The organism is Spectribacter acetivorans (assembly GCF_031846305.1).
Classification (GTDB): Bacteria; Pseudomonadota; Gammaproteobacteria; order Nevskiales; family Salinisphaeraceae; genus Spectribacter; species Spectribacter acetivorans.
Genome location: NZ_JAVRHY010000006.1, coordinates 196408 through 209149 on the forward strand (window position 1 = coordinate 196408; position 12742 = coordinate 209149).

The 12742-nt window shown below is 62.0% G+C and carries 14 protein-coding genes; 3 read left to right on the top strand and 11 right to left on the bottom strand.

Annotation, left to right across the window (positions count from 1 at the left end; translation table 11 throughout):
- Positions 1-343 precede the first annotated feature (343 nt).
- The 7 genes from RM531_RS09025 to RM531_RS09055 form a co-directional block, all read right to left on the bottom strand.
- Complete coding sequence (locus tag RM531_RS09025) at positions 344-1921, bottom strand: AMP-binding protein (protein ID WP_311658780.1); 1578 nt, start codon at positions 1919-1921, stop codon at positions 344-346.
- A 287-nt stretch (positions 1922-2208) separates the two neighbouring features.
- Positions 2209-3369, bottom strand: coding sequence for an acyl-CoA dehydrogenase family protein (locus RM531_RS09030; RefSeq protein WP_311658781.1), 1161 nt, complete (start codon positions 3367-3369; stop codon positions 2209-2211).
- A gap of 5 nt (positions 3370-3374) precedes the next feature.
- The gene (locus RM531_RS09035; protein ID WP_311658782.1) at positions 3375-4151 is read right to left on the bottom strand and encodes an enoyl-CoA hydratase/isomerase family protein; all 777 of its coding nucleotides are present in this window, start codon (positions 4149-4151) and stop codon (positions 3375-3377) included.
- Entirely contained in the window at positions 4151-5818 is a 1668-nt protein-coding gene (locus RM531_RS09040; protein WP_311658784.1) for a long-chain-fatty-acid--CoA ligase, read from the bottom strand. Before RM531_RS09040 ends, RM531_RS09035 begins: the two co-directional genes overlap by 1 nt.
- Positions 5819-5828: 10 nt before the next feature.
- Positions 5829-7004 carry a thiolase family protein gene (locus tag RM531_RS09045; RefSeq protein ID WP_311658785.1) on the bottom strand — a complete coding sequence of 392 codons (1176 nt, stop codon included), beginning with the start codon at positions 7002-7004 and terminating at the stop codon, positions 5829-5831.
- The gene (locus RM531_RS09050) at positions 6991-7851 is read right to left on the bottom strand and encodes a CoA transferase (RefSeq protein WP_311658786.1); all 861 of its coding nucleotides are present in this window, start codon (positions 7849-7851) and stop codon (positions 6991-6993) included. The genes RM531_RS09045 and RM531_RS09050 overlap by 14 nt, the downstream gene beginning before the upstream one ends.
- The gene (locus RM531_RS09055; RefSeq protein ID WP_311658788.1) at positions 7848-8315 is read right to left on the bottom strand and encodes a MaoC/PaaZ C-terminal domain-containing protein; all 468 of its coding nucleotides are present in this window, start codon (positions 8313-8315) and stop codon (positions 7848-7850) included. The genes RM531_RS09050 and RM531_RS09055 overlap by 4 nt, the downstream gene beginning before the upstream one ends.
- Positions 8316-8459: 144 nt before the next feature.
- On the opposite strand from RM531_RS09055, the gene RM531_RS09060 reads away from it, so the two are divergent.
- On the top strand, positions 8460-9065 hold the full coding sequence (locus RM531_RS09060) for a TetR/AcrR family transcriptional regulator (RefSeq protein WP_349255423.1): 606 nt from the start codon (positions 8460-8462) through the stop codon (positions 9063-9065).
- 718 nt (positions 9066-9783) lie between these two features.
- On the opposite strand, the gene RM531_RS09065 is transcribed toward RM531_RS09060, so the two are convergent.
- The 4 genes from RM531_RS09065 to RM531_RS09080 form a co-directional block, all read right to left on the bottom strand.
- Positions 9784-10089, bottom strand: coding sequence for a hypothetical protein (locus RM531_RS09065; RefSeq protein WP_311658791.1), 306 nt, complete (start codon positions 10087-10089; stop codon positions 9784-9786).
- A 230-nt stretch (positions 10090-10319) separates the two neighbouring features.
- Positions 10320-10544, bottom strand: a complete 225-nt coding sequence (locus RM531_RS09070; RefSeq protein ID WP_311658793.1) for a hypothetical protein — start codon at positions 10542-10544, stop codon at positions 10320-10322.
- A gap of 19 nt (positions 10545-10563) precedes the next feature.
- Positions 10564-11151, bottom strand: a complete 588-nt coding sequence (locus tag RM531_RS09075; RefSeq protein WP_311658794.1) for a hypothetical protein — start codon at positions 11149-11151, stop codon at positions 10564-10566.
- Complete coding sequence (locus RM531_RS09080; RefSeq protein WP_311658795.1) at positions 11148-11684, bottom strand: hypothetical protein; 537 nt, start codon at positions 11682-11684, stop codon at positions 11148-11150. Before RM531_RS09080 ends, RM531_RS09075 begins: the two co-directional genes overlap by 4 nt.
- A 201-nt stretch (positions 11685-11885) precedes the next feature.
- Here RM531_RS09080 and RM531_RS09085 point away from each other — a divergent pair, with 201 nt between their 5' ends.
- Together RM531_RS09085 and RM531_RS09090 are read left to right on the top strand one after the other, a co-directional pair.
- On the top strand, positions 11886-12269 hold the full coding sequence (locus RM531_RS09085; RefSeq protein ID WP_311658797.1) for a hypothetical protein: 384 nt from the start codon (positions 11886-11888) through the stop codon (positions 12267-12269).
- 4 nt (positions 12270-12273) lie between these two features.
- Positions 12274-12696: a lytic transglycosylase domain-containing protein gene (locus RM531_RS09090; protein WP_311658798.1), complete on the top strand. Its 423-nt coding sequence runs from the start codon at positions 12274-12276 to the stop codon at positions 12694-12696.
- The last annotated feature ends 46 nt before the right edge of the window (positions 12697-12742 follow it).

Sequence of the window (12742 nt, forward strand, 5' to 3'; positions counted from 1 at the left end):
CGGACTGTTGCGCCGATAGAGAACGCTGGTTTGTTGCGTCCACACGAGCCGAACAGTACGGCGCTTCGTAGGGCAGCCGGAGTGTCGGCTATCGGCCAAAAGCGGACTCGTGCCGAGAAGTCATCAGAATCATCTAAAATAATGTGATTTAAAACGAAAGCGTAGAAATATCGAGTCTGCAATAGGAGTGCGCTATTCGTCCTACTCGCGACCGTGACAGGCTGCTCGTTATCCTTTTCCTGATTTCACTGGAGTCGCTGGTAAAACAAGCACCGAATGGCGTGCCTAGCAGCGACAGCGGAACCGATTGCCAGTGCTCTGGGACCTGTTGGATCGACGTCCGTCATCGCGCCTGTGTGCGCAGTGCCTTCTTGTCGAGTTTGCCGTAGGCCGTTACTGGTAACGTATCAACGAAATACACGGCCTTTGGCCGTTTGTATTTAGAAAGCTCTTGTCGACAATGATCCAGCACGTCGCTCTGCGTGGGATGAGCGCCGACATCGGCCACGATGAATGCCGTCACCGCTTCGCCCCAGTCCGCATCCTCCAGTCCCACGACCGCCACCTGGCCGACGCCGGGACAGGATTGGATGGCATCCTCCACTTCCTTGGTGTACACGTTCATGCCGCCGGTGATGATCATGTCCTTCTTGCGATCCAGCAGATAGACATAGCCGTCGGCGTCCTGGTAGGCGATATCGCCGGTATGCAACCAACCGTCGATGAGCGTTTCAGCGGACTTGTCCGGCAGGCCATGGTAACCCGCCATGGTATAAGGCGTGCGCGCGGCGAGTTCGCCGACCTCGCCCACCGGCTGCGTCCGGTTGTCGGCGTCGACGATGCGTACCTCGGCCATCGCCACCGGCTGTCCGCAGCTGGCCAGCCGGTGGGCGGTGTCGTCGTCCGGGCGATGATCCTGGCGGCGCAGGCGGGTTATGAAGTTGGGCGCCTCGGTCTGGCCGTAGATTTGCATGAACACGGGGCCGAACAGCGCCAGCCCCTCGCGCAATCGCGGCAAGGTGATCGGCGCGGCGCCGTAGAGGATGCTGCGCAGCGACGACAGGTCGTAGCGCGTATCGCCGATCCAGTCAATCAGCCGATAGATCATCGTCGGCACCATGAAGGTCAGGGTAACGCCGTCGTTTTCGATCCGCCGTACCACGGTCTCTGGAGCGAAGCCGCGCTCGACGAGGTGTGTCGCCCCCTTGAGCAGGCCAGCGAGCATCAGGAAACCGGCGCTGTGGGCTAGCGGCGAACACAGCAGCAGGCGCTCGTCGTCGAGCAGTTCCATTTCGACGACGTGGGACAAGACATCCAGCACCATGCTCTGCTGGGTGAGCATCACCCCCTTGGGCTGGCCGGTGGTGCCGCCGGTATAGGCTATGACCGCCAGATCGTCGGGCGCGACGGCCACGTCGGGCGGGGTTTCCGGCTGCCCTGCTGAGAATTCATCCCACGGCTCGATGCCCTCCGGGCAATCCGCGGCCGCAGCGATACCGATCACGGTCTCGAGTTCCGGCCAGGCATCGCGATTGCGCGCGACGGTCTCGAAGAAGGCCGGACCCACCACGAGCACCCGCGCGTTTGAGTCCGCCACGATATAGCGGATCTCCTTTTCGCCGAGCATGTCATTGAGCGGAACCTTGACGCCGCCGCTCTGGATGATCGCCTGATCGGCCACCGCGTATTCCTGGCAGTTCGACATCAGCAGAGCGACCCGCACGTTCGCCGCCACGCCGACCGCAGACAGTCCGTGGGCGAATCGACAGCTGGCATCAAGCAGTTGCCGGTAGCTCAGCGTGTTTGCATCGCAGTCGATCGCCGTGCGCTGGGCGTACTTGCGCAAGGCATTCGTATACAGCGGCTTGAGCGTCAGCAGACTGGGCGCGCTGGCCCGCGGGTTTAGCATGGCTTGCATCATCGTTGCTGGGCTCCAGAAACAGCGCTCCGGTTTGACCGAAGGCTCGTGGGTTTGAGTCATGCCACTATGACTGACGCTTTATCGGTGCCGGATGTATCAGCGCAAGCGCGCCGATCGCCGGGCGAGATGCGGACCGGCCAGCCGTTCGGCCTGACCGGCCCGCTAACGTTGCAGTGCGTCGTCCAAATATGCCTGCGTGGCGCCGCTGAGCGCGTGCTTGGTGAGGTAGAGAGTGCGCCGGCTGGCCTTTGCGATCTCGCGGGCGAAAGCCTCGGCGGCGTTTGCGCTCACAGCGAGCGTCCGATCAGTTCCTTCATGATCTCGTTGGTGCCGCCGTAGATCTTTTGCACCCGTGCCGCGGCGTACATCTGCGCGATCGGATATTCCATCAGATAGCCGTAGCCGCCGAAGACTTGCAGGCAGCGGTCGATGATCTCGACCTGTTTATCGGTACCATACAGCTTGGCCATCGAGGCCGTGGCGGCGTCGAGGTTGCCGTCCATGTAGCGCTGGACGCAGTGGTCCATGAAGGTCTTCGCGGCGAGCACCTCAGTCTTGCACTCGGCGAGCACAAAGCGCGTATTCTGGAACTGGATGATCGGCTGGCCGAACGCAGTGCGCAGCTTGGCGTACTTGATTGCCTCCATGACCGCGGCCTCGGTCATCGCAACACCCGCGATCCCAATGATCAGGCGTTCGCGCGGCAGTTGCTCCATCAACTGATAGAAGCCCTGACCCTCCTGGCCACCAAGCAGGTTCTCGGCGGGCACCCGCAGGTCGGTGAAGGTGAGCTCCCGGGTATCCTGGCCGTGCTGCCCGATCTTCTCCAATACCCGCCCGCGCTCATAACCTTCGGCCTGGTCGACCTCGACCACGAACAACGAGATGCCCCGGGCGCCCTCGGCCTTGTCGGTCTTGGCGACGATTATCATTAGGTCGGCGTGGGTCGCGTTGGAAATGAACGTTTTCGACCCGTTGATGACGTAGTGGTCGCCGTCACGAGCCGCGGTCGTGCGCACCGCCTGAAGGTCCGAGCCGGTGCCGGGTTCGGTCATCGCGATGCCGATCACCTTCTCGCCGCTGGCCATCGCCGGTATCCAGCGCTGCTTTTGCTCCTCGGTCGCGTACGCGGCCACGTAGTGGGCCACGATGGTCGAGTGCACGCTGAATCCGAACGCGGTGTCCTGGGCCAAGGCGAGTTCCTCCTGGACCACGGCCTCGTGGCCAAAGTTACCGCCGCCGCCGCCATATTCTTCGGGCAGGCCGGGACACAGCAAGCCAGCGTCGCCGCTTTTGTTCCAGAACGCGCGGTCGACTTGGTGCTGCTTGGCCCAGCGCTCCTGGTTCGGGGTGGCTTCGCGGGCGAAGAACTTGGCCGCCTGGGCGCGCAGCAGCGTATGGTCCTCGGCCTCCCAGGGCGCCTGATAGTTGGGAAACAGCTCGCTCATGATGGTTACGTTCCTGTGTAGTGGGGGGGGCGCTTGGCCAGAAAGGCCGCCTGGCCCTCGTGGCTGTCAGCGGAATGGATCGCCAGATGGAAGTTGCGTTTCTCGTGCTCAAGGCCCTGGCTGAGTGACGTCTCGTGGGCTTGCAGCGCAGCGTCCTTGGCCAACGACACCGCCAGCGGCGAATTGGCTGCGATGCGTCCGGCCATGGTGAGCGCCTGTTCTAGGGCCTCTCCATGCGGGACCACGCGGGCGACCATTCCATCGGCGCAGGCCTCGGTCGCGTTGATGAAGTCGCCGGTCAGCAGCATGGCCATCGCCTTGGCCTTGCCGACCGCGCTCACCAGGCGCTGAGTGCCGCCGCCACCGGGGATGACGCCCAGCTTGACCTCCGGCACCCCGAACTGCGCGGTCTCGGCCGCAACGACGATGTCGCAGGCAAGCGCCAGCTCGCAGCCGCCGCCGACGGCCAGTCCCTCGACGGCGGCGATGAGCGGCTTGGGAAACCGCCCCATGACCGTCCAGAGCGTGCCGCCGAGCGCCTTGCGCGGACCGATCAACGCATCCTCACGGATCCGGTCGAAGGCGGTAATATCGGCGCCCGCGCAGAAGTTGCCGGCCGCTCCGTGGAGCACCACGGCGCGCACGCTGTCGTCGTACTGCAGGTCCGCGAGCGCCTGGCCCAGCGCGGTTAGCAGCTCTTCATTGAGCGCGTTGCGAGCGTCGGACCGGTTGAATTCGAGGACGACGACGGGCCCCTCGCGGCGAATATCGAGGACAGCCATCAGACGTCCTTGTAGAGGTCGCTATAGCTGGCGCGGATCGACTTCTTGTCGAGCTTGCCGACACTGGTGCGGGGTAGCGCATCGAGGAACAGGACGGTCTCGGGCAGCTGCCACTTGGCGAAATTGGGCGCCAGAATTTCATGGATCTCCGCCAGGGGCACCTCGTTGCCGTCGTCGGTGACCACCAGAGCGACGGGGCGCTCCTGCCACTTGGGATGTTCGATGCCGACAACCGCTGCGTCGCGGATGTGGGGGTGCACGGTCAGCGCGTTCTCCATGTCGATGGAGGAGATCCACTCGCCGCCGCTCTTGATTACGTCCTTGAGGCGGTCGGTCAGTTTTAGATAGCCGTGCTCGTCGATCGTGCCGACGTCGCCGCTGCGCCAGTAGCCATCGAGGAAGCGGTCGCCGTCGTCGTCGAGCTTGTGGTATCGCTCGATGATCCACGGCCCCCGCAACAGCACCTCGCCCTGGGAAACACCATCGAAGGGAACGTCTTCGCCGGCTTCGTCGATCAGTCGGAAGTCGACACCGGGTGCCATCAGGCCCTGGCACCGCTTGCGATTCCACATTTGCTCATCGGTCAACACATCGCGCAGGGACGGTTTGAGGCCCTTGTTGACCGTAACCAGCGGTGTGGTTTCGGTGGCGCCGTAAGCGTGGATCACGTCGGCCCCGGTCAGGTCGTAAAAGCCGCGCATCAGGCTCAGCGACGGTTCGGTAGCGCCGCTCAGCAGTCGCGCCCGGCTCAGGTCGGGCTTGGCATCGAGCGTTCTGATGTAATCCAGCATCGGTGCGAAGATCGCAGGAGCCCCGTTGGATACCGTGACCTCCTCGGCAATCATGGCGTCGACCAGCACCGATGTATCCTGTGCGACGTAGCGGCCGGGCAGGACGATCTTAGTCATCGCCTGAACGGCGGCCTGCGGCAGGCCCCAGCACTGACCGTGAAACATCGGGGTGATCAGCATCGCCGTATCATCGCTACTCATGCCGATCAGCCCGACCATCGTCAGGGTGTGCAGGCACATGCCGCGGTGCGAGTAGTAGATCCCCTTGGGCCGGCCCGTCGTGCCAGTGGTGTAGCAGGCGCTGTACGCCGACGTCTCGTCGACCATCGGCCAGTCGATCTGCGCGTCGGCGGCGGCGAGCAGATCCTCGAAGTGATGCACGTTCGACAATGTCGTGCTGATCTCGGACAGCGGGCGATCGCTCATCACGATCCAGCCCTTGACCTGGGGCGTGAGCGGGGCGAGTTGCTCGGCGATTGGCAGCAGGGTCTCGTCGACGAGAATCCAGGACGCCTTGCTGTGGTCAGTTACATAGCCCAGATCCTCGGGTACCAGGCGCAGATTCATCTGCAGCATCACCGCGGCGAGGCCGGGGATCGCCCAGTAGAGTTCGAAATGGCGCCGGCTGTTCCAGTCCAGAATGCCGACCACATCGCCGGGGCCGACGCCAAGGCCGCGCAGAGCGTTGGCCGCTCGACAAATCCGCGTGTAGGACTCGCCGTAGGTATAGCGATCCCAGCCGCCGTCGGCGGTGCGGTAGACGATCTCCTGTTCCGGATAGGTACGCGCCGCATGGCGGATCATGGTTGTCGTGTTGAGTTGGTAGCTGTCGCCGTGGGTGGACGGCAGACCCTTGGTAATGAGGGTGTCGTTCATGTCTTGCTCCTCAGATGCGTTCTATTATTGTGGTGTTGGCGGTGCCGTGGGCCTCGCAGATAGTCTGCAGGCCCAGTTTCTTGCCGGAACGCTCGAGTTCGCATAGCAGGTCGGTGAGCATGCGGGCCCCGGTGGAACCCAGCGGGTGCCCGATTGCAACCGAACCACCGTTGACGTTGAGCTTGTCGTCCGGGATGTCGAACTCGCGCTGAAACATCAGCGGCACGCCGGCAAACGCTTCGTTGACCTCGAACAGGTCGATGTCCGCCACGCTTAGCCCCGCGACCTTGAGCGCCTTGCGGGTAGCGTCGAGCACGGCGGTGAACTGGATTACGGGGTCGGCCGCTGCGACCGTCATGGCGCGAAAGCGTGCGCGCGGCGTGAGGCCGTGCTGCTGCGCATAGTCGCGGTCGGCGATTAGCAGCGCGGCGGCACCGTCGCTGACCTGGGACGCGTTCGCGGCCGTCGTGCGACCGTCCTCGGCGAAGACCGTCTTCAGACCCGCCATCTTCTCGGGATCGGGATGCTCGCGGATGCCCTCGTCGGCGATGATGCGCGGACCATCCGGATCATGGGGGTCGGCGCTGATCGGCACCATCTGTTTAGTAAAAGCGCCGGCCTGGGTGGCGGCATACGCCCGCTCGTGACTGCGGACGCTGTAGGCGTCGAGTGCCTCGCGGGTCAGCTCGAAGCGCTCGTTCATGAGCTCCGAGCTAGGCCCTTGCGCCATCAGCCGTCCGTCGTAGCGTTCCAGTTCCAGAGGGCCGTACTGCGGACCCAGTGGTGCGCCGGGCAGGAACGCGGAAGGCATGGGCACCTGAGACATCGACTCAACACCGCCCGCAATCGCCAGGTCGTAGCCGCCCGCCATTACCCCCTGGGCGGCAAAGCTGACCGCCTGCTGGCCGGAGCCGCACTGGCGATCCACCGTCACCGCGGGCAAGGACTCGGGCAAACCAGCCGAGAGCACGGCGTGCCGGGCGATGTTAGAGGACTGCTGATCGTGCTGGAGCACGCAGCCCGCGATGACGTCGTCGATCGTGGAGGGCTCGATACCGCTGCGCTCGACCAAGTGACGCAGGGTGTGGCCGAGCAGATCGGCGGGATGCCATTGGCTGAGCACGCCCCCGCGTCTGCCGACAGGGGTTCGCACAGCGTCTACGATGACGGTTTCACGAGTGTTCATGTATTCCTCCAACAGTGGGAACCTTGACGGCGGCCAGCGGGATGTCGAGCTCGCGACCGAGCGTTTCCCAGTGAGTTGTCGCGCGGGTGACGAAGATGGACTCGAGTTCCTCGATCGTTCGGCCGAGATGCGCCGCAACCCGAGCCGCGAAGTGCGGCTCAAGAGCGCCGAGCGCCACGTAGCCGTCCGACGTGGGGTAGATGCGGTACGTCGGGAGCACGCCTCCCAGCGGCGCGCCCGGCCCCATCAGACCCTGGCGAACCGCAGCGCCAGCCAACTGAGCAGCATCGTCGAGCACCACCCGGTGGTGGCCTCCGGTGCCGGTACGCGTCCTGCTAAACAGGCCGGCGACCGCGGCGGAGACCGCGCGCTCGGCCCCGAGCAGGTCCGCGACCGGAGCCAGCGGCATGGTCGGCGGACTCAGGGTGCCGTGGGCGGCCTGATAGGTCAGATCATGGCCCGGCACCTCCGCCAGATCTCCTTCGTGGCCGACGATCTCGACGTGGATCACGGCCGGGAGGGTCTCGGCGAGTCGATCCAAGCCAAGACGGCTCAGCGCAGACGGGCGCATCGCCGTGACCAGGACGTCAGCATCCGCGAGCCGATCTTCAAGACAGGCCCGCTGCTCGGGCTGCTTGAGGTCCAGGACAATGATCTCTTGAGAGACCAATAGCTCGTCATACCAAGCACGGGCTACGGCGGCGAGCGGATCGCCGGACGGTGGCTCGATCTTGGTGACCTGTGCGCCCATGTCAGCCAGTTGTGCAACGGCGATCGGGCCGGGCAGGTTGACGGCGAGCGAGACCACTCGAATCCCGCTCAGTGATTCTGATGCAGGAACGCTCATACGTCGCGCATCCGCAGGTAGGCCGACATCGTCAGAACAAGTACAGGCTCGCGGTTCTGGTTGATCAACTCGCCCGTATAGACAACTCGCACGCGGCAGCGGTCGGGTTGGTTCTGAACTTCTTCGATAACCGTGAATCCGGTGAGGGTGTCGCCTGGTCGCACCGGGCGGAGGAACTTCAAGTCACGAATACCCGCGCCACCTACCACGTCCCAGCTCCGTACCAGACTGTCGACCGTGAGGCGCTGATACACAGCCAGAGTTTGGACGCCGCTGGCGATCAGGCCACCGAAATATCCTTCCCTGGCAGCGCGATTCTCGTCTACGTGAAAGAACTGTGGATCCCACTGACTTGCAAACGCGACGATCTCGCCCGCGTTGAGCGTATAGCTGCCCAGTTCGGTCCGGTCGCCGGGACGCGGGTCCTTTCTGTACAGGTCAACGGTTGAGACGACCGGTTCCATGAGTTTTACTCGTCAGGTGTATTGCGACTATACAAATGTATACCATAATAGACGAGTGTACAATGAGCCGAGTCTGTTAATCTCCGCTGCTCGGGGCAAGAGCCAGCCGAGTGAAGGAGACAATGGGTGAAAATAACGGCGCGGATGTCCGAGCAAGCCGACAACGACCTGACTGCGAAGGCACGCATCCGCAATGCAGCCCTCGCTCTGTACGCGGACTATGGTGAGGACGCGACCTCGATGCGTACCATTGCCGATGCAGCGGGCGTGACGGTCGGCTTGGTGGTGCACCACTTCCGAACCAAAGACGGGCTGCGTGAGGCCGTCGAGCATCACATCGTCGACTTGTTCTCCTACGCGATCGAGCAAGCCCCCGTCGAAGGAACCACGGCAGCGATCGCGGCCTCCCGTGACGATGCTGTCGCGGGCATGCTCGCTGATAACCCAGCGGTAATCGGCTATCTCAGGCGGGCTGTCCTCGATCCCACCGGCCACCGAGGTCGGATTTTGGAGATGCTCACCCGGTTCGCTGCCGAGCAAGTCGCGACTCTGCGCAGCGCCGGCGTTGCGTCGATGGTGCAACGTGACTCCAGCCAAACAATTGGGGTCATGGTTCGCCAGCTCGGGCAGCTGTTCCTTCAGCCCATGGTCGACTCCATGTGGGCGCAATTGGCCGGGCCGGACGCGGACGAAGATGACAAGCCGAATCTGGTCGTCAAGGTTCAGGAGTCCGGCGCGACCGGATCATGATGAACCTTCTGAGGTGAGGCTGTTCGTTCGCTAGTGCCGACATTGAGCAATTCCGTAGGCTCGGCTAAAGCCTGTCAAATAACGACGTGCCGGCTCGTTCAATACCAGAACGCGATAGAAAAAGCTGATTCACGGTGAGTTGGCAAAACTTTAGCCTATCGCTAGTCAGCGTTGCGGTGCAGCATTCCGATTACGCGACCCGGGCTGATTTAGATTGCGATGGGCGCGCTATTCGCCAAAGCCTATGCGAAACGCTTGCGATGCTAGATTGCCTACGAGTGCTTCGCGGAAGATCCCAGCGATGAGTTTGGCTGAAAGATTCTATGTCCACTTTGGGTCGATAGCCGACCTTTTTCACCAAAAGAATCCACCGTTCAGCGAAAGCTAGCGGTCGCGATTGGCTGCCTAGCTGCGCAAAAACGCAACACTTTTGAAGCTGCACTATGTGAACATAATATACATTATGTTAAGTGCTTGTTATTTAACGATAAATTAGAAGGGAACACCAATCACATATCTTTTGCATTTTCCATCATCGCCCTTTCCCAAAAGCATTATCGGGCTTATCCCATTTTAAGCCTTATATAGTCAAGATAGCTCCGCCTACTTTATCAGCCTTGCTCAAGCGACTAGAGCCAGTTATCATTTCCCTGCTAAAGGCGATTGACCAGTAACCCCCGGTCTCCGTCTTCAGCGATCGCCTCGGTGGCCCCGCCCGCTACCGGGGCGTTTTCATTTGCGCAACCCCCAGTGCGTGACCGTCATAGTCAAGCTGCGTCCGAAGCGCCTGGATGGCGCTCGCGCGGTCGCAGAGATAATCGATCCTCGCCAGCAGTCGGTTACGCGCCTCTTCAAGCGATTCGAGGCTGCCGCGGCCGTACACGGCGCCCTCGAAGTCATCCTTTACGGCATGAAGCAGACGCTCCAGGTCTCGCTTCCGCGTGTTGATCCAAACGGCCTGCTGCGACGCAGTATTGGCCAGAAACTCGTACGCCAGAAGATCGATATGGGGATTCGCAGGCATGATGACTTCCAGAGCTGTATGAAAGTACAGCGTATGGAATCGGGGGTCAGGCGTCCAGTTTGTCCGACCCTGCTGGACTATAAGGACAGGACACGTTGAGAAGGGCAGTCACGGCCGTCGGTGACGTCTTCATCGAGGCGTTCGGAATGAGATTGACGTCTTCATCCAGCCCACCAAGGGTTGCACCTCGTCGACGTCCCGACGGCTTGCGCCCTCCCTCCGGGGAGGGCTTACTTTCTCGCCGGGATCACCGCCCGGGCCTGGCGTAGCTGCGAGGAGACTTCCCTGGCAATGAGCGCTTTCCAGGCGCCGTCGCGTGGGAGAACGAGCATTCCGTCGAGCTCGTACCGCTCGGCTAGCGCCACACCAACCCGATCTGCGACGACCTCGCCTACAACACCCGCCATACAAAGCGAGCGGTCCACCTCGGCGTTGTTCTTGAGCTTTTCAGTCATCGCATGGATCCCTATCAAATCAGGCCGCGGCACGGTCGAGCTTTTGCTTTATTCGCTCGATTCGCTTGAGTCCAAAGCTTCGATCAATCCCATCTCGGGCGGCGCACAACGCCAGTGATTCCCCGTTGAGGATATCGATGGCTGTCTGCGAGGTCTGTCGGTAGCCCAGGTGGCCAACCGCATTCTCCACTTGCTCGCGCGTTTCGTCACAGCTCAGCAGCAGGGACCACACCGAGGCACTTTGGAGCTCGCTTCGTTCGATGACTTCCTCCATGGAATGTTCTTCGCTGTGAAGGAACTCATCATCTTCGAGTTGAACCGCCTCAATCACGACGTCACCTAGCAGGAATTGGCGTTCCGGAATACAGCAAGGCCCCTGCATGCCTGCCCGGAACGTGATGCCCACGTTTCGGCAGATGCGTTTTGCGTAGGCGACATCCTCAGCGATCGTCTTATCAGGCCGTCGCGCGATCTTGAACAGCGCCAGTCGCATTTCCTGCATCGCATCGTCATTGAGGTCTCGTCGGAGCCCGGCTGCCGCACAGGCCCTGACCATCACCGCGGCCTCGAGGCCCTTGTCGTTGAGAAGGTCGTAGAGCGTGCTCATGACTGCGCGCCTCCATCAGACAGGCCGCGCCCTGCCCGGTCGCTGTAACGAAGCCCGGTGGCTTCGAAAACGATGTCACCGGCCACGCGCACGAGTCGCCCGCCATTACTCGCCAGATATCGGAGCAGCTTCGGCACATCCAGCAGGGTTGTGTCGCCGCCTTCCTGGCTGTCGAACCGCAACCGATAGACTCCGTCCTTGTAACCAAGAATCCGAGCCATGCAGTACGGCAGGATCACCCCCATCCCGACCAGGCTGCACTCAATCTGGCGTGACGAGTCCGGGGTAATTCGAGGGAAACCGGCGCCGGCCTGGCTGTTCAATGCCCGTAGCGTTGCGATCAGCGGTTCCTCGACCGATAGCGGCAGATCCGGTTGATCCAGGGCTTCTGCCTGCCGGGCTCGAGGTCCGGCATTGACTGTCCACCGAGCATTATTGGCCGCGGCGCCGCGCTCAATTCCCTCGGTCCAGGGGCATGCGATAACCCGACCTTGTGCGACTTCATCAGTGTTGCGTTGGCGAATCTTTGCCATGGCTTATCCGGGCAATCAGACCCTGGAATTGGTTGATGCCCCTATCTTCTGTCACCGCCTCACGGGACAGATCAGGGAAAGCCGCCTTTCTTCGGCCGCTAAAACGCTTCTCCACTACTCCCGGAAATGTCGCGCCGTGCGGGACTATTCCTATAACGGGATCAAATCCCTTTCCCAGGACACGTCGGAGACACGCTTGCCATGAACGCAAACCTGATCGTCGGCCAGGTCATGTCGATCGAGGAGCACGGCAAATCCAAGCTGATGCTCCTCCGCTATGGCCCGCCACGCGAAAAGACCAAGAAGGCGGTGCAGTTCGTCAACGCCATCTATATCCGGATTCCTGAATCCCAGGTTGAGGCGTTCAACAGCAAGAACATTCGCGAGGCCGACGTGGTCACCGTGACGGCCCGCAACCAGGGCGTGATGTATTCCCAACCCATCGGCCAGTCCAACATCCTCAACGAGGTCATCGCCCTGAATGTGACCAAGACCGCCCTGGACCTCGATATCCAGCCGGTACTGGTGGATTCCCTGGACGACGGTGACGCGCTGAGCTCCGCCGCCGGCCTGTTTCAGGATTAGCCCGATGGACCTACCTCCCTGCGTTGATCAGATCGCTGTGGTCTACCAGGTCCCGGTCGAGATCATCGCGGCCATTCGCATTGTTGAAGGTGGCCGCCCAGGACTGGTCGTAACCAATCGTTCGGGATCTCAGGACCTCGGCCCAATGCAGATCAATACCTGGTGGATCGAGCATCTCGACGAGTGGGGCATTGATCGTAACGATCTGCTCCACAACCCCTGCACCAATATCGCCACCGGCGCCTGGATATTTCGACAGGAATACGATCGCTTCGGCAATCTCCCTGACGCATTCGCCGCCTATAACGCCGGCGCCGGCAATCTCCCCGCCGGCCGTCAGTACGCCGAGCGAGCCCAGAAGGTGCTCGAAAAAGTCTGGCTGGATCGCAGCCAGGGAACCATCCGAGTGCACATGAAATATCGCTAGGGCGTGCATTTGTCGCGACCTGCGGGACTATACCTATAGCCACTAC

Coding starts and splice junctions, on each gene's coding strand:
- RM531_RS09025 (WP_311658780.1), bottom strand. CDS start 1,921: ATGATGCAAGCCATGCTAAACCCGCGGGCCAGCGCGCCCAGTCTGCTG.
- RM531_RS09030 (WP_311658781.1), bottom strand. CDS start 3,369: ATGAGCGAGCTGTTTCCCAACTATCAGGCGCCCTGGGAGGCCGAGGAC.
- RM531_RS09035 (WP_311658782.1), bottom strand. CDS start 4,151: ATGGCTGTCCTCGATATTCGCCGCGAGGGGCCCGTCGTCGTCCTCGAA.
- RM531_RS09040 (WP_311658784.1), bottom strand. CDS start 5,818: ATGAACGACACCCTCATTACCAAGGGTCTGCCGTCCACCCACGGCGAC.
- RM531_RS09045 (WP_311658785.1), bottom strand. CDS start 7,004: ATGAACACTCGTGAAACCGTCATCGTAGACGCTGTGCGAACCCCTGTC.
- RM531_RS09050 (WP_311658786.1), bottom strand. CDS start 7,851: ATGAGCGTTCCTGCATCAGAATCACTGAGCGGGATTCGAGTGGTCTCG.
- RM531_RS09055 (WP_311658788.1), bottom strand. CDS start 8,315: ATGGAACCGGTCGTCTCAACCGTTGACCTGTACAGAAAGGACCCGCGT.
- RM531_RS09060 (WP_349255423.1), top strand. CDS start 8,460: ATGTCCGAGCAAGCCGACAACGACCTGACTGCGAAGGCACGCATCCGC.
- RM531_RS09065 (WP_311658791.1), bottom strand. CDS start 10,089: ATGCCTGCGAATCCCCATATCGATCTTCTGGCGTACGAGTTTCTGGCC.
- RM531_RS09070 (WP_311658793.1), bottom strand. CDS start 10,544: ATGACTGAAAAGCTCAAGAACAACGCCGAGGTGGACCGCTCGCTTTGT.
- RM531_RS09075 (WP_311658794.1), bottom strand. CDS start 11,151: ATGAGCACGCTCTACGACCTTCTCAACGACAAGGGCCTCGAGGCCGCG.
- RM531_RS09080 (WP_311658795.1), bottom strand. CDS start 11,684: ATGGCAAAGATTCGCCAACGCAACACTGATGAAGTCGCACAAGGTCGG.
- RM531_RS09085 (WP_311658797.1), top strand. CDS start 11,886: ATGAACGCAAACCTGATCGTCGGCCAGGTCATGTCGATCGAGGAGCAC.
- RM531_RS09090 (WP_311658798.1), top strand. CDS start 12,274: ATGGACCTACCTCCCTGCGTTGATCAGATCGCTGTGGTCTACCAGGTC.